General features: G+C 63.5%; 23 protein-coding genes. 6 read left to right on the forward strand and 17 right to left on the reverse strand.

The window, feature by feature from the left end:
• Positions 1-8 precede the first annotated feature (8 nt).
• The 3 genes from HTY61_RS11670 to HTY61_RS11680 form a co-directional block, all read right to left on the reverse strand.
• The gene (locus HTY61_RS11670; RefSeq protein WP_175276953.1) at positions 9-1,148 is read right to left on the reverse strand and encodes a fumarylacetoacetate hydrolase family protein; all 1,140 of its coding nucleotides are present in this window, start codon (positions 1,146-1,148) and stop codon (positions 9-11) included.
• 94 nt (positions 1,149-1,242) lie between these two features.
• Positions 1,243-3,036 (reverse strand): IlvD/Edd family dehydratase, encoded by a 1,794-nt coding sequence (locus tag HTY61_RS11675; RefSeq protein WP_175276954.1) that lies wholly within the window; start codon positions 3,034-3,036, stop codon positions 1,243-1,245.
• On the reverse strand, positions 3,029-3,769 hold the full coding sequence (locus HTY61_RS11680) for a GntR family transcriptional regulator (RefSeq protein ID WP_175276955.1): 741 nt from the start codon (positions 3,767-3,769) through the stop codon (positions 3,029-3,031). Before HTY61_RS11680 ends, HTY61_RS11675 begins: the two co-directional genes overlap by 8 nt.
• A gap of 198 nt (positions 3,770-3,967) precedes the next feature.
• Here HTY61_RS11680 and HTY61_RS11685 point away from each other — a divergent pair, with 198 nt between their 5' ends.
• The 3 genes from HTY61_RS11685 (at position 3,968) to HTY61_RS11695 (ending at position 7,480) form a co-directional block, all read left to right on the forward strand.
• Positions 3,968-4,981 carry a TRAP transporter substrate-binding protein gene (locus HTY61_RS11685; RefSeq protein ID WP_175276956.1) on the forward strand — a complete coding sequence of 338 codons (1,014 nt, stop codon included), beginning with the start codon at positions 3,968-3,970 and terminating at the stop codon, positions 4,979-4,981.
• Between the two features lie 137 nt (positions 4,982-5,118).
• A complete protein-coding gene (locus HTY61_RS11690; protein WP_246272789.1) occupies positions 5,119-5,883 on the forward strand; it encodes a TRAP transporter small permease subunit in 765 nt (254 codons plus the stop codon).
• A gap of 4 nt (positions 5,884-5,887) precedes the next feature.
• Positions 5,888-7,480: a TRAP transporter large permease gene (locus HTY61_RS11695; RefSeq protein WP_175276958.1), complete on the forward strand. Its 1,593-nt coding sequence runs from the start codon at positions 5,888-5,890 to the stop codon at positions 7,478-7,480.
• Positions 7,481-7,605: 125 nt separating this feature from the next.
• Here the strand turns inward: HTY61_RS11695 and HTY61_RS11700 are convergent, their stop codons facing one another.
• The 11 genes from HTY61_RS11700 to HTY61_RS11750 form a co-directional block, all read right to left on the reverse strand.
• Positions 7,606-8,448: a fumarylacetoacetate hydrolase family protein gene (locus HTY61_RS11700; protein ID WP_175276959.1), complete on the reverse strand. Its 843-nt coding sequence runs from the start codon at positions 8,446-8,448 to the stop codon at positions 7,606-7,608.
• Between the two features lie 24 nt (positions 8,449-8,472).
• Positions 8,473-9,765, reverse strand: coding sequence for an L-fuconate dehydratase (locus HTY61_RS11705; RefSeq protein WP_175276960.1), 1,293 nt, complete (start codon positions 9,763-9,765; stop codon positions 8,473-8,475).
• A gap of 22 nt (positions 9,766-9,787) precedes the next feature.
• The gene (locus HTY61_RS11710) at positions 9,788-10,522 is read right to left on the reverse strand and encodes an SDR family oxidoreductase (protein ID WP_175276961.1); all 735 of its coding nucleotides are present in this window, start codon (positions 10,520-10,522) and stop codon (positions 9,788-9,790) included.
• A 19-nt stretch (positions 10,523-10,541) separates the two neighbouring features.
• Positions 10,542-10,994, reverse strand: coding sequence for a MaoC/PaaZ C-terminal domain-containing protein (locus HTY61_RS11715; RefSeq protein ID WP_175276962.1), 453 nt, complete (start codon positions 10,992-10,994; stop codon positions 10,542-10,544).
• 2 nt (positions 10,995-10,996) lie between these two features.
• Positions 10,997-12,070, reverse strand: a complete 1,074-nt coding sequence (locus tag HTY61_RS11720; protein WP_175276963.1) for a Gfo/Idh/MocA family protein — start codon at positions 12,068-12,070, stop codon at positions 10,997-10,999.
• Positions 12,063-12,392: an L-rhamnose mutarotase gene (locus HTY61_RS11725; protein ID WP_175276964.1), complete on the reverse strand. Its 330-nt coding sequence runs from the start codon at positions 12,390-12,392 to the stop codon at positions 12,063-12,065. The genes HTY61_RS11720 and HTY61_RS11725 overlap by 8 nt, the downstream gene beginning before the upstream one ends.
• A 3-nt stretch (positions 12,393-12,395) precedes the next feature.
• Positions 12,396-13,517, reverse strand: a complete 1,122-nt coding sequence (locus tag HTY61_RS11730) for a mandelate racemase/muconate lactonizing enzyme family protein (protein WP_175276965.1) — start codon at positions 13,515-13,517, stop codon at positions 12,396-12,398.
• A 4-nt stretch (positions 13,518-13,521) separates the two neighbouring features.
• Entirely contained in the window at positions 13,522-14,619 is a 1,098-nt protein-coding gene (locus HTY61_RS11735) for an ABC transporter ATP-binding protein (RefSeq protein WP_175276966.1), read from the reverse strand.
• Positions 14,620-14,621: 2 nt separating this feature from the next.
• A complete protein-coding gene (locus HTY61_RS11740) occupies positions 14,622-15,488 on the reverse strand; it encodes a carbohydrate ABC transporter permease (RefSeq protein ID WP_175276967.1) in 867 nt (288 codons plus the stop codon).
• A gap of 2 nt (positions 15,489-15,490) precedes the next feature.
• Complete coding sequence (locus HTY61_RS11745; RefSeq protein WP_175276968.1) at positions 15,491-16,387, reverse strand: carbohydrate ABC transporter permease; 897 nt, start codon at positions 16,385-16,387, stop codon at positions 15,491-15,493.
• Positions 16,388-16,504: 117 nt separating this feature from the next.
• Positions 16,505-17,821, reverse strand: coding sequence for an ABC transporter substrate-binding protein (locus HTY61_RS11750; RefSeq protein ID WP_175276969.1), 1,317 nt, complete (start codon positions 17,819-17,821; stop codon positions 16,505-16,507).
• A gap of 167 nt (positions 17,822-17,988) precedes the next feature.
• Between HTY61_RS11750 and HTY61_RS11755 the strand changes: the two genes are divergently transcribed.
• Together HTY61_RS11755 and HTY61_RS11760 are read left to right on the forward strand one after the other, a co-directional pair.
• Positions 17,989-18,768, forward strand: a complete 780-nt coding sequence (locus HTY61_RS11755; RefSeq protein ID WP_175276970.1) for an IclR family transcriptional regulator — start codon at positions 17,989-17,991, stop codon at positions 18,766-18,768.
• Between the two features lie 72 nt (positions 18,769-18,840).
• The gene (locus HTY61_RS11760) at positions 18,841-19,677 is read left to right on the forward strand and encodes an amidohydrolase family protein (RefSeq protein ID WP_175276971.1); all 837 of its coding nucleotides are present in this window, start codon (positions 18,841-18,843) and stop codon (positions 19,675-19,677) included.
• Positions 19,678-19,683: 6 nt separating this feature from the next.
• On the opposite strand, the gene HTY61_RS11765 is transcribed toward HTY61_RS11760, so the two are convergent.
• The 3 genes from HTY61_RS11765 to HTY61_RS11775 are packed head-to-tail and all read right to left on the reverse strand — an operon-like array spanning position 19,684 to position 22,534.
• Positions 19,684-20,817: an extracellular solute-binding protein gene (locus HTY61_RS11765; RefSeq protein WP_175276972.1), complete on the reverse strand. Its 1,134-nt coding sequence runs from the start codon at positions 20,815-20,817 to the stop codon at positions 19,684-19,686.
• Positions 20,814-21,974 (reverse strand): CaiB/BaiF CoA transferase family protein, encoded by a 1,161-nt coding sequence (locus HTY61_RS11770; RefSeq protein ID WP_175276973.1) that lies wholly within the window; start codon positions 21,972-21,974, stop codon positions 20,814-20,816. The genes HTY61_RS11765 and HTY61_RS11770 overlap by 4 nt, the downstream gene beginning before the upstream one ends.
• The gene (locus tag HTY61_RS11775; protein ID WP_175276974.1) at positions 21,971-22,534 is read right to left on the reverse strand and encodes a MaoC family dehydratase; all 564 of its coding nucleotides are present in this window, start codon (positions 22,532-22,534) and stop codon (positions 21,971-21,973) included. The genes HTY61_RS11770 and HTY61_RS11775 overlap by 4 nt, the downstream gene beginning before the upstream one ends.
• A 287-nt stretch (positions 22,535-22,821) precedes the next feature.
• On the opposite strand from HTY61_RS11775, the gene HTY61_RS11780 reads away from it, so the two are divergent.
• A complete protein-coding gene (locus HTY61_RS11780; protein ID WP_175276975.1) occupies positions 22,822-23,988 on the forward strand; it encodes a substrate-binding domain-containing protein in 1,167 nt (388 codons plus the stop codon).
• Positions 23,989-24,024 lie beyond the last annotated feature (36 nt).

Genomic DNA, 24,024 nt, shown 5'->3' on the forward strand with positions numbered 1-24,024 from the left:
TCCGTGTTCTAAAGCAGGCCGCGACGCGCCAGGTTGCGCATCAGTTCGCGTATTCCGAATGTCCATTCCGCGCACTCGGTAGACAGGCGAACGGTGTTGGTCAGGCAGCCCAGCATCGGCGACGAGATGGACACGACATCGCCGAGCTTGTGGGTGAATCCCTCGCCGGGGACGTCGCGGTCCCGGGTCGGCGCGAAGAGTGTGCCGAGGAAAAGCATGAAGCCGTCCGGGTACTGGTGATGACGGCCAATGGTCTGGCGGACCAGGTCGAGAGGATCGCGGCTGATCTCCTTCATGGAGGACGAGCCCTCCAGCCTGTAGCCGTCGATGCCGGTCACGGTCAGGTCCAGCTCGGCAGCGCGCACGTCGTCCAGCGAGAAACCGTCGTCGAACAGGCGGATCATCGGGCCGATGGCGCAGGAGGCGTTGTTGTCCTTGGCCTTGGAAAGCAGCAGGGCCGAACGCCCCTCGACGTCGCGCAGGTTCACATCGTTGCCGAGGGTCGCGCCGACGATCCGGCCGGCTGACGACACCGCCAGCACCACCTCCGGTTCCGGGTTGTTCCAGTTCGAGATCGGATGCAGCCCGACATCCGCGCCGGGTCCCACCGAAGACAGGGTTTGCGATTTCGAGAAAACCTCGGCATCGGGCCCTATGCCGACCTCGAGATATTGCGACCACAGCCCTTCGCCGATCAGCGCCGCCTTGACCTTCGCCGCCTCGTCCGATCCGGCCTTGATGTTGTTCAGGCTGTCGCCGATCACCGCCCTGACGCGTTCGCGGATGGCGGAAGCCTTCTGGACGTCGCCGGCAGCCTGTTCCTCGATAACCCGCTCGACCATCGACCTGGCAAACGTTACCCCGCAGGCCTTGATCGCCTGCAGGTCGCAAGGGGCGAGAAAATGCGTCTGGCCGGCGTCCCCTGCCCTTGCATTCAAAATCGCGTCGACCGTGCCAAGGGACGGGCCTTCGGCGGTGCGCACGTAATCCGCAGGTTCGGCCATTTCGCAGATATCGCGGACCAGCGGTGCGTTCCTTGCGGTGATGTCGATCACCTGCCCGTCGCGGACCGTCACCACTGCGGGCCCTTGTATCTCGGCATTCCAGACGCGCCCCAGCAGTGTCGCGTTTTCCGGCAGAATGTTCATTGCGCGCTCCTCGTTGCAGTGCGGGGATGCGACTGGCGCGCGCTGCCACATGCGCCCGTCCCGGCAGCCCTCCTCCCCGTCGGCCGCGGATTTCCTAGTGGCTGTGACGCGGCATGAGCCGTCTGACCTTCTGGTACGCGGTCGCCAGTTCCAGGCACCCCCCGTCGGCCAGTTGCCCCACATTGGTGCGGTAGATCTCCTGCCACGGCGTCTGGTTCGTCAGTTCGGGCGGCACCCAGTTCGCGCTCCGCTCGGCCCATTCCTCGTCGTCAACCAAGGCGTCGAGCGTACGCGCATTCAGGTCGAGCCTGACCCTGTCGCCGGTCTTCAGAAGCGCCAGTCCTCCGCCGACAACGGCTTCCGGCGAGGCATTGAGAACCGAGGGGCTCTCCGACGTACCGGACTGTCGGCCGTCCCCGACTGTCGGCAGATGCATGATTCCCGCCTTGAGAATGGCGTCCGGCGGCTGCATGTTCACGACCTCGGCCGACCCCGGATAGCCGACGCAACCGGTCCCGCGGATGAACAGAATGCAGTTTTCGTCGATCTCGAGCGCCGGATCGTTCAGCGCCGCATGATAGTGTTCAGGGCCATCGAAGACGACCGCCCTTGCCTCGTAGACATTCTCGGCATCCGGCCTGTTCAGATAGCGCTCCCGAAAGGCGTCGGAGATCACGCTGGTTTTCATGAGGGCGGAATCGAACAGGTTTCCGCTCAGTACGAGGAATCCGGCATTCTCGCGCAGCGGCTTGTCGACGGTCGCGATCACATCGTGGTCACGGCTGCGGCAGCCGTCGAGGGTATCGCCGAGCGTTTTCCCCGAGACCGTCACCACGTCCCTGTGCAGCAGGCCCGCCTGGTCGAGCTCACCCATCACCGCCGGGATTCCGCCTGCCCTGTAGAAGCTCTCGCCGAGATACCTGCCGGATGGCTGCATGTTGAGCAGAAGCGGCAATTCGTAGCCGATCTCCTGCCAGTCATGGACGTCCAGTTCGACGCCGACGTGACGAGCGATGGCCTGCAAATGGGGAGGCGCGTTGGTGGAACCGCCAATCGCGGTATTCACCCGGATGGCGTTCTCGAATGCCTTTCGCGTCAACACCTTCGACGGTGTCAGATCCTCGGCAACCATGGCGACGATACGCTTGCCGGTTTCGTAGGCCATGTTCATGCGCTCGCGAAACGGCGCCGGGATCGCCGCGCAACCTGGCAGGCTCATTCCGAGGGCCTCGGCCATCGCGTTCATCGTGCTGGCCGTGCCCATCGTGTTGCAGTGCCCCAGCGACGGGGCCGAGGCGCAGGCGCGGCTGATGAACTCGTCATAGTCGATCTCGCCCTCGGCAAGCAGGCGGCGACTTTCCCAGATGATGGTACCCGAGCCGGCCAGCTCGCCCTTCCACCAGCCGTCGAGCATGGGTCCGCCGGACAGCACGATCGCCGGCAGATCGACCGTGGATGCGCCCATCAGCATCGCCGGCGTGGTCTTGTCGCAACCCGTCGTCAGGACGACCCCGTCAAGCGGGTAGCCATGCAGGACCTCGACCAGGCTCAGATAGGCGAGGTTGCGATCCAGCGCCGCCGTCGGACGTTTGCCGTTCTCGTGGATCGGGTGGACCGGGAATTCCATCGGAATTCCGCCGCCGTCGCGGATTCCCGCCTTGATCCGGTGCATCAGGAACACATGGATCTTGTTGCAGGGCGCGAGATCCGACCCGGTCTGCGCAATACCGATGATCGGTCGCCCGGACTGCAGTTCCTCGCGCGTGTATTCGTGATTCTGATAACGCTCCAGGTAGAGCGCGGTCATTCCGGGATTGGTCCGGTCGTCGAACCAGTCACGAGAGCGCAGTCTTGCCTTCGCACCTTTCTCCGGGTCGTCGTCATCCATCCGTTTGCTCCAGCTTCCTGTCCGCCGGAGCTGTCGGATCATTCCTGCTCTCTTCCTGCACGTAGATGCTCCTGATGTTCTCGATCGCCGTACGCAGGTGCTCCTTCAATCTCGTGGATACGAGTTCCTTGTCGCGCCGGCGAAGGCCCTCGACGATCCGTCCGTGCTCGATCATCGCCGCCTCGCGGGCAGCCTTGTGCTGCGCAGACAGGAACCGGGCACGCCACAGCCGGGCGTGGTATTGCTTGTGTGTCTTGATCAGCGAGAGGTTCTTGGTCGAAGCGACGATCGCCTCATGGAATCCCATGTCGATCTGGAAGAACTCAATGGGATCCGGGTTGTCCACGGTGGCGAGCATGGTCTGGTGCATCGACTCGATCTCGTCGACCTCATCGTCCGAGGCCTCGTCACAGGCACACTCCCCCGCGAGCGCCTCCAGCGCGGATTGAACCAGCAGCAGATGAGTCACCTCGACCAGCGACGGCTTCGCGACAATCGGACTGCGGGCAGGCGACATCTCCACCAGGCCTTCCGCCTCGAGCATCAGCAATGCCTCGCGAAGGGGAGTACGACTGACGCCCAATGCAGCCGAGGTTTCCCGTTCAGGGATGTTGTCGCCGGGCTTCAGGTCTCCCAGCAGGATCTGCTGGCGCAGGATGTCCGCAATCTGATCGCCAAGACGCTGGCGCGGCAGGGTTGGAAGATCGATCGACGTAGATTTCTTCGGTGCCACTTCTAATTCCTTGTTTCGAATAATGATTCTCCGCTCTTACACAACCATCCCGAATGCGGCGAGCGCAATATGGTATACCGTATTATTGACCGTATTTTGCATATGGTATACCAAGATGGCGTGACCATGGCAATCTCTGTGCCGTATGACTTGGAGGAGGTCGGAGGTCGCGAGAGACATTCACCCCGGGAGGAAAACATGAAGATTGCTAAACTCGCCGCCGGCCTTGCCGCCTCGTCGCTCTTGACCACGGCCAGCTTCGCCGCCGAATTCAACCTGCGCATGCAGACGCAGTACGCAGCCGAAACGGTATCGGGCAAACTCGCCCAGGAATTCATCAAGAATGTCGAGACCATGTCCGGCGGACGCGTCGACATAGAGATGTTCTGGTCGTCGGCCGTCGTCGCAACCGTGGAGGGATTCGACGCAGCAGCCACAGGCGTTCTCGACGGCGAAATGCATGGCGGCGCCTACCAGACCGGCAAGAACCCCGCCTTCCAGTTCGTCGGCGATCCGATGGGCGGCTACGACACCCCGTACGAGCTCTACAGCTTCTTCTACTTCGGTGGCGGCCGCGAGGCTGCGAACGAGCTCTACGAGGCATACAACATGCACCTCGTCGGCTGGTGGACAGGCGGACAGGAATCCCTGTCTTCGTCCAAGCCGATCCGCGGCCCCGAGGATCTCAAGGACTGGAAGTTCCGCTCGCCTCCGGGCCTCGAGACCGAAATCTTCGCCGAGCTGGGGGCTTCCCCGATCGTCATGGACTTCACCGAAGTCTTCACGTCGCTAGAAACCGGCATCATCGACGGCGCCGATGCGTCCAGCCTGGCCAACAATGTGGGCCTCGGACTCTATGACATCGTCGAACATGCCACCTATCCCGGCTTCCACTCCATGCCCGTCGACCACGTGACGTTGAACCTCGACGTCTGGAACAGCTTCCCGGATGACATCAAGGCGATCTTCGACGTGGCAACGCAGGCACTTGCCCTGCAGACCGCGATGACGATCGAGATCGCCAATGCGGAAGCCGCGACGCAGCTCCAGGCAAAGGGCGTGACACTACACGACTGGTCGCCCGAGGACCGTGCCGAGTTCCGTGCCGGTGCACAACGCGCATGGGACGGATGGGCGGCCAAGACACCGGAAGCCAATGCGCTGGTCGAAGCGCATCGCGCCTTCCTGCGCCGGACAGGCAAGATCGACTAGTCCGGGCCTACTTGCCCTCGAAACGAGCGACGGGCCCAGCGGGCTCGTCGTGATATGCTGACTACCTGACAACCCGTGGGACGGCATCAATGGCCGAAAAAGCTGAAAGTGTGTGGCTTGGACCCGCGCGGAGGCCGATGCGCCTGGTCATGCTGGCCGGTGCGCTCTGCACCGGCGCCATGGTCCTGCTACTGGTTCTGGGCCAGTTCTTCTTCGATACCGGCGTTACCTTGCGGGCCTTCCTTTCTCCCGCCGACAAGCCCCTTGTGCTGGTGACCATGATCGCCGGCACCGTCGCACTGCTGTCGGCCAGCATCTACCTGTCCGATACGCGTGGAGCGATCGAGTCGGAGCCGGCCGGCTTCTTCGACATTGTCAGCCTAGTGTGCTCGCGCCTGGCAATGATTGCCACTGCCGCCATCGTCGTGGTCATGTTCTACGAGGTGGTGTCGCGCTACGTGTTCCAGAAACCCACCTTGTGGGCGAACGAGTTGTCGCTGTGGATCGCCGGTTTCGTGTTCCTGCTTTCCGGCCTCTACGCCATGCAGCAACGCAGCCATATCCGCATCTATGTGGTCTATGACCTGTTTCCGCGGCGGCTCCAGCAGCTCTCCGACATCGCCTCCGTCATTCTGATCTGGGTGTTCACCGTCCTTCTCATCTGGGGCGGATACAACGAGGCGCGCGACAAGCTGCTGCGCTGGGAGACGTTCGGCACGGCATGGGATCCGCCGATCCCGGCCACCATCAAGCCCGCCATCCTCGTCATCGTCGCCCTCGTGGCGCTGCAGGCGCTGTCCAACCTCATTGCAGACTGGAACAAGTTGCCCGAGCACCACACGCCTCTGGACGAAATCGATGAGGCGGAGATCGACGATATCCGCAAGAGCATCGGGGAATAATCAGATGGATATTGGTACGCTTTCGCTGATCCTGCTGATTGGCCTCTTCGTGCTCCTCGCGATGGGCATGCCGCTCGGCTTTGCCTCGGCCTCGCTGGCCTGCGCTGCGCTGGTCATGAAATTCGGACCGGACATACTGTTCCGCGATTTCGGGCGCGGGCCGCTGGCGGTGGTGGCGCAGGCGGTCTACCGCCAGATGACCAATTACGTCCTGATATCGGTTCCCCTGTTCATCTTCATGGCCGCGCTTCTGGAACGCAGCGGCATCGCCAGGGACATGTATTCCTCGCTGAATGTGTGGCTGAGCCGTACCCGGGGCGGCATAGCCATCGTGACTTCCGTCATGGCGGTGATCATGGCAGCCATGTCGGGAATCGTCGGCGGTGAGGTGGTGCTGCTGGGCCTGATCGCCCTGCCCCAGATGCTGCGGCTGGGGTACAACCAGAACCTGGCGATCGGCACGATCTGCGCCAGCGGCTCCCTCGGCACGATGATCCCGCCGTCCATCGTCCTGATCTTCTACGGGCTGGTGACGGAGACCTCGATCAAGGCGCTGTTCACCGCGTCCTTCCTGCCGGGCTTCATGCTGGCATCGTTCTTCATCATCTACATCGTCGCCCGCACCCGGCTGAACCCCGAACAGGCTCCCCTGCCCGAGCCGGATCCCGACGATCCGCCCGGCCCGGAAAAGGCAATCCTGTTCGCCGGCTTCATGACCGTCATCGTCGCGGCAGCCACCGCCCTGCTGCTGGTGCGGGCGCTGTTCCTGACCGTGACCGGGGGAAACATCATCGAGGAAGGCGGCGACCCCGCCCGGCTCGGCATGGTCGCCGACATTCCCTACCTGCTCGCCGTGCTGGCCGGCTGCGCCCTGTTCGCGCAATTCGCGATCGGGCGCGAACGCGTGCGCACCGGATGGCAGATGGGCAAGGGCCTCGTCGCGCCACTGGTCGTCATCGGGGTCGTGCTGGGCTCCATCTACGGAGGCATCACCGGCATCACCGAGGCCGCGGCCATGGGCGTCGTCGCGGTGTTCGTGATCACACTGGTGCGCGGTGAAATGACATTCGACGTCGTCTGGGTCTCGCTGATGCGGACCATGAAGTCGACGGGTACGATCATCTGGGTGACCGTCGGCGCGGCTGCGCTGGCGGCGTCCTACACGCTTGTCGGCGGGCCGACCTATGTCGCCAACCTGATCGTCGGCGCGGAGCTGCCTACCATGGGTGTCATCCTGGTCATGATGCTGGTGTTCCTGGTCATGGGCATGTTCATGGACTGGGTCGGCATCGTGCTGCTGATCATGCCCGTCTTCCTGCCGATCGTCATGGTTCTGCCGGTCGAGGAGCTGGGCTTCATCGGCACTCTCGAGCCGAAACATGTGGCGATCTGGTTCGGCGTGCTCTTCACGATGAACATGCAGGTCAGTTTCCTGTCGCCCCCCTTCGGCCCGGCGGCGTTCTACCTGAAATCCGTCGCCCCGTCGCACATCTCCCTGACCGACATCTTCAAGGGCTTCCTGCCCTTCATCGGCATCCAGCTGCTGGCCTTGTTGGTGTTGTTGTTGTGGCCGAACCTGATCGCAGTCTTCTTCTGACAGCCGGCGGCAGGCCCGCGGCGTGAATCACGGTCCTTGCGAATCCGGAACCAGGGACACGAAGTGCCCCTTGGGCGGCGTAGGCAACCGGGCCCGTTCCGCCGCCTACCCTTCCCGTCGCTGCATCAGGCGTCGGCGATGACATCCTGGCGCTGGCTGCCCAAGCCCTCGATACCGAGCTCGACCACATCGCCGGGTTTCAGGAACTGCTGCGGCTTCATGCCGAGACCGACACCGGGCGGCGTGCCGGTGGAGATGATGTCGCCGGGCTGAAGGGTGAAGAACTGGCTGAGATAGGAGACGACATGGGCCACGCCGTAGACCATCGTCCGCGTCGAACCGTCCTGCATGCGCTTTCCGTTGACATCCAGCCACATGCCGAGGTCCTGCGGGTCGGGCACCTCGTCGCGGGTGACAAGCCAGGGTCCCGTCTGACCGAAATTGTCGCAGGACTTGCCCTTGGTCCACTGGCCCGCGCGCTCGGCCTGGAAGGCGCGCTCCGACACGTCGTTGATAACGCAATAGCCGGCCACGTGTTCGAGCGCCTCCGCTTCCGAAACATACTTGGCCGGCTTGCCGATCACCACGCCAAGCTCGACCTCCCAGTCGGTCTTCTGCGAGTTGCGGGGAATGATGATCGGATCGTTCGGCCCGCAGATCGCGCTAGTCGCCTTCATGAAGATCACCGGCTCCGGCGGCACCTCGGCACCGGTCTCGGCGGCATGGTCGGAATAGTTCAGGCCGATGCAGATGAACTTGCCGACCTGTCCGACGCACGGGCCGATGCGACCGCCGTCGAGTTCGGGAAGGTCCGACGGGTCGAGCGCCTCCAGCCTGGCCATCGTTTCCGGCAGCAGTGTATCGCCGGCAATGTCGGCAACCACAGACGACAGGTCGCGCGGTATTCCGTTTCCGTCGAGGATGGCAGGTTTTTCCCTTCCGGGCTCGCCGATGCGAAGCAGTTTCATTTTTCTTTCCTTGCTGTCTTGAATTCAGGCGGCCTTGGTCTGGCCGCGGAAGACGTTCTGCTCGATGGAAGCGGGCTTCATCTCGATCGAGAATCCCGGCTTCACGGGCGGCATGTAGGCCGCGTTGCGAATGTCGCAGGGGTCGACGAAATGCTCGTGCAGGTGGTCGACATACTCGATAACCCGCCCCTCCATCGTGCCCGACACGGCGACGAAATCGATCATCGACAGGTGCTGCACATACTCGCAAAGCCCCACACCGCCGGCATGGGGCCAGACGGGGAGACCGAACTTGGCGGCCATGAGAAGCACGGCCAGCACCTCGTTCAGCCCGCCCATGCGGCAGGAATCGATCTGCACGATGTCGATGGCGCCGCCGGAGATCATCTGCTTGAAGACGATGCGGTTCTGGCACATCTCGCCCGTCGCGACCTTCACGGGCGCGACCGCCTCGCGGATGCGGCGATGCCCGGCAATGTCGTCGGGACTTGTCGGCTCCTCGATGAAGAAGGGATTGGCAAAGGACAGCTGCCGCACCCAATCGATAGCCTGATCGACCTCCCACACCTGGTTGGCGTCGATCATGAGAAAGCGGTCGGGCCCCAGTTCCTCGCGCGCGATGCGGAGGCGGCGGATGTCATCCTCGAGATCGCGCCCGACCTTCAGCTTGACGTGGTTGAAACCGGCCTCGACGGCCTCGCGACAGAGACGGCGCAGCTTGTCGTCCGGATAACCTAGCCATCCCGCGGACGTCGTGTAGCAGGGATAGCCTGTCTCTTCGAGCCGGGCGATGCGCTCGGCCTTGCCCGGCTCGGCGGCCTTCAATATCGCCAGCGCTTCCTCGCGGGTGATTGCATCGGTCAGGTAGCGGAAATCGACGATGTCGACGATCTCCTCCGGGCTCATGTCGGCGACCAGCCGCCAGACCGGCTTGCCGGCCTGCTTGGAAAGAAGGTCCCAGACAGCGTTGACGACCGCGCCGGTGGCCAGGTGCATCGCGCCCTTGTCCGGTCCGATCCATCGCAGCTGGCTGTCCGATGTCACATGACGCCAGAAACGACCGGGATTTTCCGCGATCCAGTCAAGATCGAGCCCCGCCACGAGATGGCGCATCGCCTCGATCGCCGCGACGCAGACCTCGTTTCCGCGCCCTATCGTGAAAGTCAGCCCGTGCCCCTCCAGGCCGTCCTGGTCGGTTGCGAGCACGACATATGCCGCCGAATAGTCGGGGTCCGGATTCATCGCGTCTGAACCGTCGAGGTTCTGCGAGGTCGGGAAACGGAGATCGAATGTCTTGAGGCCGGTAATCTTGGTCACGGAATTGGTCCCTGGGTGGGTTTCAGATCGTCCAGCCGCCGTCGATGGCGTAGGCTTGGCCGGTGGTATAGGTTGCGTTGGCGAGATGGACCGCGAGATCGGCGATCTCGTCGGGGGTGCCGATCCGGCCCATGGGCTGGCGGGCGATGAACGCGGCGCGCGCCGCCTCGAAATCGCCCTGCGCGCGCATCCGGTCATGCAGCGACGGGCTTTCGACCGTGCCGGGACAGATGGCGTTGCAGCGGATACCCTGCCCGACATAATCGGCGGCCACCGCCTTGGTCAGCCCGATCACCGCCGCCTTGGTCGTACCGTAGGCGAAGCGGTTCGGCACGCCCTTCATCGAGCTTGCCACCGACGACATGTTGATGATCGCCCCGCTGCCACGCTCGAGCATGCCGGGCAGCACCGCCCGGATCGTCCGGATCATCGAACGGACATTCAGATCGACGGCAAAATCGAAATCCTCGTCCTTCATCTCGAGGATCGATCCGGAGTGCACGAAGCCGGCACCGTTGAAAAGAACGTCAACCGGTCCGACTTCCGCGACCGCGTCGCGGACATCCGCGTCTTTCAGCACGTCGAGCCGGCGCGTTTCGATACCGCTTGCCTCCGCGAGTTCCGCGAGCGCCGTCTCGTTGATGTCGGTCGCGACCGTTCGCGCGCCGGCGGCGGCGAAAGCAAGCGCGGTCGCGCGGCCGATTCCTTGTCCGGCTGCCGTTACCAACACGGTCCTGCCCTTGACCCAGTCTGCCATGTTCTCTCCGTTCGGCCCGTCAGGCGGGCTTCTTCCTGCGTTCGACGATGTAGATGTGATCCGCGACAAGAACGACCTCGTCGCGCTGGTTGAGCACTTCCGTGCGCTCCACGACCCGCCCGCAATCGGGACGCTTCGGGTCGTCTTCCTTCGAGATGATGGTCGCCCGGGTGCGGATGGTGTCCCCGATGAAGACCGGCCTGACGAAGCGCAGACGGTCGTAGCCGTAGGAAAAGGCGACCGGGTTGATGACGCTCGCCGTCAGTCCGACACCGATGGAAAAGACCATCGTGCCGTGGGCGATACGCTGGCCGAAGGGTTGCGTCTTCATGAACTCGGCGTCCATGTGGTGGGGGAAGAAATCGCCCGTGTGACCGGCATGAACCACGAAGTCCGTCTCCGTGATCGTGCGGCCCGACGTAACGCGCTCGGAGCCGATTTCGTATTCCTCGAAGTAGACGGCCTGTTCCATCGTCAGGGCTTTCTCGCGAGCGGGGTCGCCGGGGATGCCGAAGAGGCATAGGCGGCCTCGACCAGAGCCATGGTGTTCCACGCGTCCTCCACCGAGCTCACCAGTTCGGCGTCCTCGCCGGAAACGAAGCGCTGCAGGTTGGCCATCCGGCCGACGAAGGCGTCCGGGAACCATGCACCCCTGAGCGGCACCGTCACCCAGTCGTCCCCTCCCTTCGGGAATATCTCCAGGATATCCGGCTCGCCGCGCGGATAATCGAGGTTGACGCCGAGCTGGAGGTAGGCCGCTCCCTCGGTGCCGCAGATCCGGAACTCGCAGGCCTGGTGCCTGCGGCCGAACTTGTGATCGTGATTGATGGAGAGTGCGCAACGCACCGTGTCGCCGTAGTCGAGGATGGCGCTGGTGCGGGTCTGCGCCATTTCATGGTTCGGATGCCCCAGCGATTTCGCGTGCACGCCCTCGGGATCGCCAAGTATTTCGCGGATCAGGTCGAGATAGTGGATCGAATGCATGGTGATCTCGATACGGGGGAGGCCCTTGAGAAAGGCCCACAATTCCCACGGCGTCGCCAGGGCCAGCCAGGCGTCGAAGTCGACGACATCGCCCAGCCAGCCCTTCGCGATGGCGTCCTTCACCGCCAGCATCATCGGCGCGAAGCGCAGCTGGAAATTGACCGCGGCCTTCAGGTGCCTCCCGCGACAGATCTCGAGGATCTCGGTCGCTGCGTCGAGGTCGCTGCCCATCGGCTTCTGGATCAGGGCTGCAGCGCCTTCCGGCAGCAGGCGCAGAATGTCGGCATGGACCTTCGGCGGCGTGGCAAGATCGAAGACGGCGCCGGGCACGGCGGCCGCTTCCTCCGCCGAGGAGAAGGCCTTCACGCCCCATTCGGAGGCCAGTTTCTCCGCCTTGGCCCTGTCCGGATCGTAGAGGCCGGCGACCGGTAATCCGGCCTTCCTGTAGGCCGGGAAGTGAGCGTCGCCGACGATCGAACCTGCGCCGAAGGTCACGATCGGGCGCGGGGCCGACGGAAGCGGCCATTCCTGGACAAGCGCGGCGGGATCGAAGCGCTCAGTCATGGTGGAATACCTCCTCCATCATGGCCCACCATTCCCCTTCGCCACGGGTCTCGAAGGGCTCCTGGCAGGGCATGCAGACATCCCACCATTCCTGCGTCTTCGGGTCGGCGGCCATCTTCGCCGCGTCGGCCGCGAAATCGGTACCGTGATACTCCCAGTAGCCGAACAGCAGGTTCTCCGGTTCCTTCAGGAAGATCGAATAGTTGCGGATGTTGCACTTGGAGATCATGTCGAGAACCTCCGGCCAGACTGCCGCGTGCAGGCGCTTGTACTCGGCAACCTTTTCCGGTTTCAGGCCGATCACCATTCCCATTCGCTGCATGGCTCAGTCCCCCCTTTCCGTGACCGTCGCGGTGAATTCCGGAATGCTCATGCCGAGCACGGCATCCCAGTCCCAGTCGATACCGATGCCCGGCTCGGCCGGCGCCAGCGCGTGGCCATCCTCGATCGTCATTCGGCTTCCGGTCAGTTCATCCAGTTGCGGGATGTACTCGACATATTTTCCGTTCGGCACGGCGCATGTCAGGCTGACATGCAGTTCCATCAGGAAATGCGGACAGACCGGGATGTCGAACGCTTCCGCCGCATGGGCCACCTTCAGCCAGGGCGTGATGCCGCCGATGCGCCCGACATCGACCTGCACGATCGAACAGGCGCCCTTTTGCATGTATTCCCGGAAATGGCGGATGGAGTAGAGCGACTCGCCGATTGCCACCGGCGTCGCCGTCGATGATGACAGGCGGACATGACCGTCGATGTCATCGGCCGGCAGCGGCTCCTCGATCCAGGCGAGATCGAGTTCGCGGAGCCTTTCGGCGCGCCGGATGGCCTCGTCGACCGCGAAACCCTGATTGCAGTCCGTCATGATCTCGTAGCCGTCGCCAACGGCCGCGCGTACTGCCGCCAGTCGCTCGAAATCCTCCGCGCCGTGCGGCTTGCCGATCTTCACTTTCGAACCGTTGAACCCCTTGGACTGCGCCTCGAGGGCGTCGTCGACCAGGGCCTGCGTATCGATATGAAGCCAGCCTCCCTCGGTCGTGTACAGCGGGCAGCGGTCCTTCGCGCCGCCGGCGAGCTTCCAGAGGGGCAGTCCCTGCTTGCGTGCGCGCAGATCCCAAAGCGCGGTGTCGACTGCCGCCAGCGCAATGGAGGTGATGGCGCCGATCGTGGTGGCATGGGTCGCGAATTCCAGTTCGTGCCAGATCGCCTCGATCATGTCCGCATCGCGCCCGATGAGCCGCGGTGCCAGGTGATCGGCCAACAGCCGCATGACCGACGAGCCCCCGGTTCCGATCGTGTAGCTGTAGCCTGTTCCGGTCGCACCGTCGGAATCGGTGATCGTCACGATCGGCGTTTCCTGGCTGACGAAACTCTGGATCGCATCGGTGCGCTTCACCTTCGGAACCAGGTCCACCATGCGCAGTTCTATCTTCTCGATTCGGGCCATGGTGCTAGCGCCTCAAGGATTTGCCGGTTTTCGCATCGAACAGATGCGCCTGGCTTAGGTCGAAGCTGAGTTCGATTTCCTCGCCGGACTGCAGGGCTTTCGGGTTGAGCATCCTTGCGATCCAGTCGCCGCCGGCGAAGGTGACGAAGACCAGGGTCTCGTTGCCAAGCGGTTCGGTGATCGTGACCGGCACCCGCATGGCGTGCACCTCGTGCGCCTCGCCGGAATGAATCCCGTGGCCGGTCGGATAGAGATCGTCGGGACGCAGGCCGAAGGCGACCCTCTGGCCCGCGGAAACAGCTTCGCGAAATTCGGCGGGAAGAGGCAGCCGGTCGCCATTGTCGAAGACGAGCCCGCCATCATCGATCGTCGCCTCGCGCAGGTTCATTGTCGGCGAACCGATGAATCCCGCCACGAAATGCGTTGCCGGCCGGCGGAACACCTCGTCGGGCGTGCCGACCTGCTCGATATGACCGTCGCGCATGATGACGATCCGGTCGGCGAGCGTCATTGCCTCGACCTGGTCATGCGTCACGTAGATCACGGTCGACTGGACCTGCGCATGCAGCTTCTTGATTTCCGTGCGCATCTGCATGCGCAGCTTCGCGTCGAGGTTGGACAGCGGCTCGTCGAACAGGAACACGTCCGGCTTGCGGACGATCGCGCGCCCCATGGCAACGCGCTGGCGCTGGCCGCCGGAAAGCTGCGAGGGTCGGCGATCCAGCAGTTCCCCGAGGCTCAGGATTCGCGCCGCCTCGGCCACAGCGGCATCGATCTCGGGCTGCGTGCGCCCGGCGATCTTGAGCGAGAACCCCATGTTCTCGGCGACCGTCATGTGCGGATAGAGCGCATAGGACTGGAACACCATGGAAATGTTGCGCTGGCGCGGCGGCAGGTCGTTGACCACGCGGTCGCCGATGCGGATCTCGCCCGAGGTGATGTCCTCCAGCCCGGCGATCATTCGCAGCGTCGTCGACTTGCCGCATCCGGACGGGCCTACGAGCGCGATGAACTCGCGGTCGTTGACGTCGAGGCCGATGGAATGGACGACCTCCAGCTGCCCGTATTTCTTGACCAGGTTCTTCAGAGAAACTGTAGCCATTTCTATCCCTTCACCGCGCCGGACGTGAGACCGGAGACCAGGTGTTTCTGAACGATGAATGTGAGCGTGAGCGCCGGGATGATCATCACCACGGCAAGGGCGCACATGCCGCGCCAGTCGATGGTGAACTCGGCCGTGTAGTCGAGAAGGCCGACCGGCAGCGTCTTCGAATTGGTGGATCGCGTCAGCTGGGAGGCGAGCGCGAACTCGTTCCACGAGATCAGGAAGGCGAAGATGCCCGCCGATGCTATGCCCGGCCGGGCCAGCGGGAACTCGACCTGCCAGAAGGCCTGCCAGCGGGTGCATCCGTCGATCTGTGCCGCCTCTGCCAGATCGCGCGGCACCTGCCGGAAGAAGCCGTCGATCAACCAGATCGTGAAGGGCACGTTGAGCGCCACATAGGCGAGGATGAGCCCGAAATGGGTGTCGATGATGCCGAGCCGCGCATAGACGAAGAACAGCGGCAGCGACAGCGCGATGCCGGGAACCGTCCGCGTCAGCATGAAGCCGAGAAAGATGGCGGACTTGCCCCTGAACCGGTAGCGGGCGAAGGCGTAGCCACCGGCCAGCCCGACCGCCAGCGCGATCACCGTGGACGTGACCGAGATGATGAGCGAGTTGCGGAAATACTCCAGGACCGGAATGCCCCCCTGCCCGACGCCGGAGAACATGTTCACATAGGCCTCGAGCGACACCTCGTTCGGTATCCAGACCGGCGGCTTGGCCATGATCTCGACGGTCGGCCGGAGCGAGGACAGCACGACCCAGAGCCCCGGCAGGCAGATGATCGCCATGGCCAGGAACAGACCGACCGCGTGCCCGATCCGGAGCACTCCGCGCTTGATACGATTTACGGCATTCTCGTCCATCGTCACCACTCCGCGCCGATCTGCTGGCGTGCCTTCGCGAGTTGCCGGAAGAACATCGCCGTGAACAGGATGGAGAGCAGGATCGCGATGTAGGACATGGCGTTGGCCAGCCCCATGCGCGCATCCGAATAGGCGGTCCGGGCGATCAGGGTCCAGAGGATCTCGGTACGACCGGCCGGCCCGCCGTCGGTCATGATTTTCACGATGTCATATGCCCGGGCGATGTCGAGGGAACGGATGGTCATCGCGATGAAGGCGAACGGCATGACGAAGGGCCATGTCACGTAGCGGAAACTCTGCCAGGGCGTGCATCCATCCACCTTGGCCGCTTCCAGCGGTTCCTTCGGCATCGCCATCAGGCCCGCCAGGATGAAGATCGCGAACACCGCGGTCGAGGACCATATCTCGGCAATCAGGATCGAGATGAACGCGAGATGGCCGTCGATCAGCCACGGAATGGCGCGGTCGGTCAGACCGAGCGCCTGCAAGGCGTTGTTCACGACGCCGATATTGTCGTTGAACATGAACTTGAACTGGAAACCGACCAGCACCGGCGAGAACATCATCGGAAACATCATGATCGTGCGCAGTATGCGCTGTCCGCGCGTCGCCTTTTCGACCAGCATGGCGAGGCCGAGGCCGAGGATCATTTCCAGGTTGAGCGCGAATGTGAGCAGCAGGACGGTCCGCCCGAAGGCGATCCAGAAATCGCGGTCCGCCAGGAGGCGCTCGTAATTGCGGAAACCGATGAAGGTATAGATGGATTCCGGACGCGTAAGCCGGAAAGGCGTAAAGCTCGAATAGAGCGACAGGAGCAGCGGGACCACGACCACCGCGGCCAGCACGATGAAGGCCGGCAACAGCAGCAGCACGTGCGGAGCGGGCTTCCACCCTTTCATGGCGTCCTCTCGAAAGTTTCAACTGGGATGCGGAGCGTCTGCGATCGGACCGGCAACCTCGCGGCCCGGCCGGGAAAAAGGGGCACGGCACCGCCGCGCCCCCCTTCGGGAGGAACCCTAGAGCTCTCCGGCATCCTCCAGGATCGCGGTTGCCTCGGCTGCCGCGTCGTCAAGCGCCTCCTGGGCAGTCTTGTCGCCGAGAATGGCGGCCTGCAGCTCCGGATAGACCGCGTTGGATATCTCGATCCAGGACGGCGATTGCGGAACCGGATAGGCGCCAGCCGCGGCTTCCTGGAAGGCCGCGAGGACCTCCTGGCGATAGGGATCACCCGCCGCCTGCTCGATGACCCAGTCCCAGACGGCGTCGCGCGTGGGCAACGGGCCGGCCGAGGCCTCGAGCTTCTGGCTGTCCTCGTTGGTCAGGAACCAGACGAGCGAGGCGGCAGCTTCCTTGTTGTCACAGTTCTCCGTGACGGAGAAACCGTGATGGCCCGACCAGCCGGTACGTGCGCCCGAAGACCCCTTCGGCGGCGCGACGACGCCGACATTGCCGGCGACCTTCGACGAGGCGGGATCGTTGAAGAAGCCCGCCCAGCCCGGCCAGTCCAGGTTGAGCGCAACCGTGCCGGAAGCGAAGCCCTGGCCGAGATCGTCCCACAGATAGTTGGTGGTGCCGGCAGGCACGGCCTTGGCCTGGTAGAGATCGACAAACCAGTTGAGCGCCCGGACGCCGGCTTCCGAGTTGAATGCCGGACGGCCGTCGGCATCGAGATACTCGCCACCCTCGGCGCGCAGCATCTCGTAGAACCGGCCGTTGATCGCCTCTTCCTTGCCCGCATACTGCGTGCCGTAGAAATCCGGCGGGTTGGCGAAGAACTTGGCCTGGTCGCTTACCTGCTCCCAGGTTTCCGGCGGCGCAAGGTCGTAACCGTACTGCTCCTTGAACCTCGCCTTGTTGTCCTCGTCCTCATACAGGCTCTTCTGGTAGTAGAGCGCCGATACATCGAACTGGGCGCGCGGCAGCATGACGAGCTTGCCGCCGAGCGTCGAGGCCGCGATGTTGGCGTCGACATAGGCGTCGATCTCCTCCTGCGGCAGGAGAGCCGCGAGATCGGCATATATGCCGGGATACTGGGGCGCGAACGAGGAATGGTTCGAACCCACGCACCAGTCGATCGCACCGACCGCGATGTCCGACTTGATTTCCTTGTCGAGGTCGAAATGGTTCTTCTTGGATATGACGTTGACCTTGGCGCCGGTCGCGGCCTCCCATTCCGCAATGCGCGCATAGAGCCGCTCGTACTGCTGTCCGCCAATCAGCTTGGCCTCGATCGTGACGCCTTCGAATTTGCCAGGCAATTCCTGCGCCAACGCGAAACCGCCGGCATGCAATGCGAGGACACCGGCGGAAACGCCGGCCAGTAGCTTTTTCATGAGCCTCCTCCCGAGACATTGAATCGTTGTGGGTACGATACCCAAACCCTCACGGATGAGTGGTTCATTCATATGCAAACATCTTCTTTATTGGCGGTCAAGGCTTAATTTCGTTGTTATCCGACCGGTTCCTGCGTATATGAAGCCCGGAATTCACGGAGAAAACCATGACGCAGGAAGACGATCGCTACCGGGCGCCGGCCCTCGACAAGGGTCTCGACATCCTGGAGCTCCTCGCACAGATCGACGGAGGCCTGACGCAAGCCGAGATCGCGAAGCGCCTGGGACGCAGCCCCAACGAGTTCTACCGGATGCTGGATCGTCTCGTGCGACGCGGCTACGTGTCCCGCATCGATGGCGACCGGTACTCGCTCACCCTGAAACTGTTCGGCCTGGCGCAGTCGCACGCGCCGGTTCGGCGGCTTGTATCCTTCGCGACGCCGCTTATGCGCGAACTCGCCGAGGAAACCCGGCAGGCAAACCAGCTCGCGGTCTTCGACCGCGGGTCCGTCGTCGTGGTCGCCCAGCAGGAAGCACCGGGATACTGGGGAATCTCCATCCGCGTCGGGTCCCACATCAGCCTTTACGACACCGGATCCGGTCACGTGCTCCTCGCATTCCGGTCCGAGGAAGAACGGCAGATGATGATCAACGAGCACTCCCGCAGCAACGAGCAACCGGCACTGTCGAAGGAATTCTTCGATCGCCTGAACCAGATCCGCGAGCGCGGCTACGAGATGATGCCAAGTGCGCAGACCGCCGGAGTGTACAACCTTTCCGCTCCCGTTCTCGCACCCGACGGCCGGGCCATCGCCGCGCTCACCGTCCCCTACATCACCCTCGTAAACAGCTCGGAGGCGCCCGACATCACCCAGACACTGGACATGCTTTCCAACACCGCCCGGCAGCTATCGAAGCTGGCGGGAACGGAACGCAAGGACGATTGAATAATTCTTATTTGAATATCTTATTTTCATGTGAGAGCATACGGTCGATCGAACCCGGTGGGAGGACAAACGATGATCGTCGATACGCATCTGCACGTCATCGACCGTTCAGTGCTCGACTATCCCTGGCTCAGCGGTGTCGAGCCGCTCAACCGCGACTGGCCCTATGCGAGTTATGAGCGCGATGCGCGGCGGGCGGGCATTTCGGCCACACTGCACATGGAAGTCGATGTCGAACCCTCCATGATCGAGGCCGAGACCCGCAATGTCGCAACGCTCGCGGACCGGCCTGACAGCCTGATCGTCGGCGCGATCTCATCCTGCCGCCCGGAAAAAGACGACTTTGCGGAATTTCTCGAGCGCCAGCGCGCCAATCCGCTGGTCCGGGGCTTCCGGCGGGTCTTGCATGTCATGCCGGACGAACTCTCCGAAAACGCGCTGTTCCGCGAAAACATGGCGCGCCTGTCGGGATCGGGCCTGACCTTCGATCTCTGCGTCCTGCCCCGGCAGCTGGACAAGGCCATCGCACTTGCCGATCTCGCGCCGGACGTAACCTTCATCCTCGATCACTGCGGCGTGCCGGACATCATGGGCGAGGAGCGCCAGCCGTGGATGGAGCGTATCGGCGAGCTGGCGCGGCGACCGAATGTTCATGCAAAGATATCGGGCGTTGTCGCCTATGCCGATCCGGAAACCTGGATCGCCGAGACCCTGCGGCCATGGGTGGAACACACGATCGAGGCTTTCGGCTGGGACCGCGTCGTGTGGGGCAGCGACTGGCCGGTTTGCACGCTCGGCGGAGGATTGCTTGCGTGGGTCGCGGCGACGCATGCGCTGCTCGATGGCGCGAGCGCGGACGAGCGCAAAAAGCTCCTGTCGGAGAATGCCAGGCGAATCTGGAACCTGTGACCGGTATCAGCCGCAGCTCCTCGCGAACATCTCGTTCAGGTCTGCAACGACGGCTCGCGCATCCTCGCCGGATTGCAGCCCGGCGTTGAGACGCTCCGAGGCCAGCGCCTGAAAGGCCATGTAGCCGCGGTGGCGCGGCCTGATCCAGGCGCCGTCGAGAGTGCGTCGGGTGTTCCGGTAGAACTGGCCCGCAGCGGCGTTGACCCCGTCGTCGTCCCAGGCCTCCGCGTGACCCGGCTGTCCGCCGGCGGCGGCAAAGGGCCCGCGCTGCACCGCGCCGCTTGCGATCCAGTAGGCGAAATCGCGGGCCTCCGCGGCATGGGCCGAGAATGCCGACACCGCGATTCCCGTTCCGCCGAGCGTCGATCCGGCAGGCCCCCGATCACCGGCGGCCGGCATGTCGGCGAAAGCCAGCGCCCTGGGACGGAATCCCTCCAGCCCGTAGCTGACATAGCCGTAGATCAGCGGCGCACATGCAAAGGTGCCGGTCGCCTCGCACATCCTTTCGGACACGGCGATCGGATCCATGTCGTAGCAATCTTCGGGCACATGGCGCATGAGTCCGGCAATCATGTCGTAGACCCGCGCACCGGCATCCATCGCGATCAGCTCGCCGGAGCCGCCGGTGGCGACAGGCGTGCCGAGATTTGCGGCAAGCGAAAAGTATGTCATCAGCGAGTGAGGGGGACGCATCGGGATCAGCACGCGGCCCCTTTCCGCGAGTGCCATTGCGTCCTCGAAACGCTCGACGGGCCGGTCGATCAGGTCCGGCCGGTACGCCTGCACCTGTGCAGCCGCATCGATCGGAAACGCCCATTGATGCCCTTGCCAGTTGTAGCTGGCGAACGACCCTCCGACGCTGCCGTTTTCCAGCGCGTCGTACTCCGCGCGACGCCGCTCGGACTCCAGCGGCAACAGGCAGTCCTGCGCCGTTACCTCGCCGACATGGGGATGGTCGATCACGATCAGGTCGTATGCGCGCGCCAGCTCCTCGACGGGAAAGGATTCGAAATCCTGCAGGGACCGCTTGTCCCACGCTATCTCCACGCCGGTCCTCTCCCGCCAGATTCGCGAACATGCGACCATCGGGTCGTAGCCCCTCGGATGGCCCCATGTCATGCCGTTCAGCCTGATCGTCACAGGCCGAACTCCGCGAAAATTGCGTCGGTGTGCTCTCCGACGCGCGGTGCCGCGCGGGCGATCTTCGGGCGCTCGCCGTTCACCCGGATCGGTGAGCGCGTGGTGCGGATCGTGACGTCGTCCTCGCGCTCGACCGTCTGCAGCATGTCCAGCATGGCAAAGCCCTCGCTCTCCATCAGATCGTCCCAGTCGAGCACCGGCGAGCACCACACGTCGGCCGGCTCGAAGACGGCCAGCCATTCGCCGACGCTGCGCTCCGCGATCGCACCTGCAACCAGCCGCTTGATCTCGTCGCGCTTGGTGAACCAGCTCGCCGGATCGTCGCAATAGGGATCGAGAGCCTCAAGTCCCATCAGCTCGCGCAGTCTCGGAATCGGCGTCATGGCGATGGCGATGAAGCCGTCCTTCGCCTCGTAGACGCCATAGGGCGCCGACAGATAGGCATGGGCGCTGCGAAAGCCCGAGCGCTTCGGCATCCGTCGGCCGTCATTCAGGTAAGTGGTCAGCACCTCGAACTGGAAGTCCACCAGCGCCTCCAGAAGGCTGGTCTGGACATGGCAACCCTCGCCTGTGACGCCGCGACGGACAAGGCCGGCGAGAATGCCTTGCGCGAGATCGGCACCTGCGAACATGTCGCCGATGGCAAGCCCGAAGGGCACCGGGCCGTCGCCGTCATCGCCGTTCAGCCACATCACACCCGAACGCGCCTGCGCGAGCAGGTCCTGTCCCGGCCGCTTCACCCAGGGGCCGTCCTCGCCGTAACCGCTGATCGAGCCGTAGACTATGCGCGGGTTGATGGCGCGCACGGCCTCGTAGTCGAGCCCGAGTCGCTCGATGACTCCGGGCCGGAAGTTCTGAACCAGAACGTCCGCCCTCTTGATGAGCTGCTTGAGCCGGGCGATGTCCCTTTCGTCCTTAAGATTGACCGCGAGACTCTCCTTGCCGCGGTTGATGGCATGGAAGATCGTCGAATCCCCGCCGATCTCGGTGTCGCTGAGATAGAGGGTGCGCGAAAGGTCGCCAGCGCCCGGACGCTCGATCTTGATCACCCGTGCACCGAGGTCCTGCAGGCGAAGCGTCGCATAGGGGCCGGAGAGGAACTGGCTCATGTCGAGCACGACCAGTCCGGAAAGCGGAAGGTCCTGCGTGGCGGTCATGACGGCCTCCGTTCGATCTGGTCGGCAAAATCCGCGGGGTTGCGATATTTCACGGTCTGCAGGTGCTCGCAGTAGAGGACCAGTTCCCCCTCGCCCTTGAAGACCTCGTAGGAGGCACGAATGAGGCCCATGTCCTCGTATTTCGGCCGTTTGTCTAGGTGGGTCCGAACGGTGTAGATCGTGTCGCCTATGAACACCGGCTTGATGAAGCGCAGCTTGTCGTAGCCATAGGAAAAGGCGTTGATGCAGTTGGTGGCAACGAGGCCCAGGCCGGCGGAAAACACGAAAGCTCCCGCGACGAGCCGGCGGCCGAATACGCCTTCCCGCTCCGCGAACATCTGATCCTGCACGTAGGGATGAATGTCGAACACGAGCGTGTTGAAGAGATGGCTTTCGCCTTCCGCGATGGTGCGACGCAGGGACCGTATCCGGTGCCCCGGCTGCCAGTCCTCGTAGAACCAGTTCTCGGCGTTCCATACGGGCAATTCGGCGTGTTCCGCCGGCATGTCGGACGGTCTCGTGCTCGAAACGCCAACCGTGGGTGCAAATGACGTGCTCATGGCTCCTCCAGGATTCCTATGTAATTCTTATCTTCACATTTGAGTTCACGACGTAAGGGCTGGCGCATGCGCACAACCCCCCGGTTTTGCTTGTAATTCGCCGTTTGATCTCGATTTCCACCGCATATCCGAGCGAATCCGCTACCCCCTGTCATACACACTTGTATCGTATATGAAAATATGTCTTATATACAAAAACCACTTCGGGAGGCGCCGGCCGTCGCATCCCGCTCGAAACCGGAGGCCCGTCCATGGCGGGATCAGGAACGGCTGCGGAGGAGCGAAAAATGAAACTGCGATATCTCTTGTTGGCAACGACACTCGTCAGCGGGCCCGCGGCGGCGCAGGATGCCCTGCCCAACGACCTGCCGGACAGCCTGATGAAACTCTACGAGGGGGCGACGACCGAAATCCTTCCGTCCGCCTATGACGACTTCAAGGTCGAGGGCACGGACTGGAAATGGTGCCACTCCGAGTCCTACCAGGGCAATCCGTGGCGCGTGACCGTGACGAACGAGATGCGCCGCCTGGTCGAGGGCCTGAACGACAACGGCATAAACGCGACCTTCGAGATATCCGATTCCAACGGGGACGCGGGCCAGCAGATCAACCAGATCCGTACCTTCATCGACCGCGGCTGCACCGTCATCACCTCCATCGTCAGCTCGTCGACCGCGCTCAACGACGCGATCAAGGCGGCCTATGACGCCGGCATTCCCTTCATCACCGCGGCGGGCGCGGTGACGAGCCCCTACGCGATCAACGTGGACTCCAACTACTTCAGCTGGGGCCATGACATGATCGAGGCGATCGCGGCCGCCGAAGGCGAGGATGCGACGATCCTCATGGTCGAGGGCATAGCCGGCCATCCGATCGTGCTGCAGGAGAAGGCCGGCGCCGACAAGGCGCTCGAGAACCACCCGGACATGAAGGTTGCCCGCACCGTCAACGGCAACTGGACGGCCAACGTCACCAAGAGCGCGGTCCTGCAGGCACTGGCCACCTATCCCGGCGAGATCGACGCCGTCTGGACCACCGGCTCCGAGTCACGGGCCGTGGCCGAGGCGTTCAAGCAGGCCGGCAGGAAGCCGCCGCTCGTCACCGGCTCGATAACCGGCGATGCGCTCGGCTACTGGAAGGAGAATCCCGACTCCTACCGTTTCCAGGGCCACGGCGTGCTGCCCCACATGACCGCGCAGACGCTCTTCCGCGTGGCGGTGCGCGTCCTGCAGGGACAGGCACCGAAGATGAACACCATCATGGTGCCGCTGCCGGAAGTGTCGATGGACGATTTCGACGCCCTCTACGAGGACTGCATGACGGTGGACTCGGTCTCCGTCTTCCCGGTCCCCGCCAGCGACCCGCTGCCGGCTGACCTGATGGACGCGTATTTCGCCAATCCCGCGCCGGTTCCCGGCTGGGATTACGCCGACGCTCCCTCGGCCTGCGAGTAGATCGCGTCTCCCGGTCCGGCTTCGGCCGGACCGGGG

The organism is Oricola thermophila (assembly GCF_013358405.1).
Classification (GTDB): domain Bacteria; phylum Pseudomonadota; class Alphaproteobacteria; order Rhizobiales; family Rhizobiaceae; genus Oricola; species Oricola thermophila.

Excerpts from the sequence above, each read along its gene's own strand:
- HTY61_RS11670 (WP_175276953.1), bottom strand. The coding sequence starts at position 1,148 with ATGAACATTCTGCCGGAAAACGCGACACTGCTGGGGCGCGTCTGGAAT.
- HTY61_RS11675 (WP_175276954.1), bottom strand. The coding sequence starts at position 3,036 with ATGGATGACGACGACCCGGAGAAAGGTGCGAAGGCAAGACTGCGCTCT.
- HTY61_RS11685 (WP_175276956.1), top strand. The coding sequence starts at position 3,968 with ATGAAGATTGCTAAACTCGCCGCCGGCCTTGCCGCCTCGTCGCTCTTG.
- HTY61_RS11690 (WP_246272789.1), top strand. The coding sequence starts at position 5,119 with ATGCGCCTGGTCATGCTGGCCGGTGCGCTCTGCACCGGCGCCATGGTC.
- HTY61_RS11695 (WP_175276958.1), top strand. The coding sequence starts at position 5,888 with ATGGATATTGGTACGCTTTCGCTGATCCTGCTGATTGGCCTCTTCGTG.
- HTY61_RS11700 (WP_175276959.1), bottom strand. The coding sequence starts at position 8,448 with ATGAAACTGCTTCGCATCGGCGAGCCCGGAAGGGAAAAACCTGCCATC.
- HTY61_RS11710 (WP_175276961.1), bottom strand. The coding sequence starts at position 10,522 with ATGGCAGACTGGGTCAAGGGCAGGACCGTGTTGGTAACGGCAGCCGGA.
- HTY61_RS11715 (WP_175276962.1), bottom strand. The coding sequence starts at position 10,994 with ATGGAACAGGCCGTCTACTTCGAGGAATACGAAATCGGCTCCGAGCGC.
- HTY61_RS11720 (WP_175276963.1), bottom strand. The coding sequence starts at position 12,070 with ATGACTGAGCGCTTCGATCCCGCCGCGCTTGTCCAGGAATGGCCGCTT.
- HTY61_RS11725 (WP_175276964.1), bottom strand. The coding sequence starts at position 12,392 with ATGCAGCGAATGGGAATGGTGATCGGCCTGAAACCGGAAAAGGTTGCC.
- HTY61_RS11730 (WP_175276965.1), bottom strand. The coding sequence starts at position 13,517 with ATGGCCCGAATCGAGAAGATAGAACTGCGCATGGTGGACCTGGTTCCG.
- HTY61_RS11735 (WP_175276966.1), bottom strand. The coding sequence starts at position 14,619 with ATGGCTACAGTTTCTCTGAAGAACCTGGTCAAGAAATACGGGCAGCTG.
- HTY61_RS11740 (WP_175276967.1), bottom strand. The coding sequence starts at position 15,488 with ATGGACGAGAATGCCGTAAATCGTATCAAGCGCGGAGTGCTCCGGATC.
- HTY61_RS11745 (WP_175276968.1), bottom strand. The coding sequence starts at position 16,387 with ATGAAAGGGTGGAAGCCCGCTCCGCACGTGCTGCTGCTGTTGCCGGCC.
- HTY61_RS11750 (WP_175276969.1), bottom strand. The coding sequence starts at position 17,821 with ATGAAAAAGCTACTGGCCGGCGTTTCCGCCGGTGTCCTCGCATTGCAT.
- HTY61_RS11755 (WP_175276970.1), top strand. The coding sequence starts at position 17,989 with ATGACGCAGGAAGACGATCGCTACCGGGCGCCGGCCCTCGACAAGGGT.
- HTY61_RS11760 (WP_175276971.1), top strand. The coding sequence starts at position 18,841 with ATGATCGTCGATACGCATCTGCACGTCATCGACCGTTCAGTGCTCGAC.
- HTY61_RS11770 (WP_175276973.1), bottom strand. The coding sequence starts at position 21,974 with ATGACCGCCACGCAGGACCTTCCGCTTTCCGGACTGGTCGTGCTCGAC.
- HTY61_RS11775 (WP_175276974.1), bottom strand. The coding sequence starts at position 22,534 with ATGAGCACGTCATTTGCACCCACGGTTGGCGTTTCGAGCACGAGACCG.
- HTY61_RS11780 (WP_175276975.1), top strand. The coding sequence starts at position 22,822 with ATGAAACTGCGATATCTCTTGTTGGCAACGACACTCGTCAGCGGGCCC.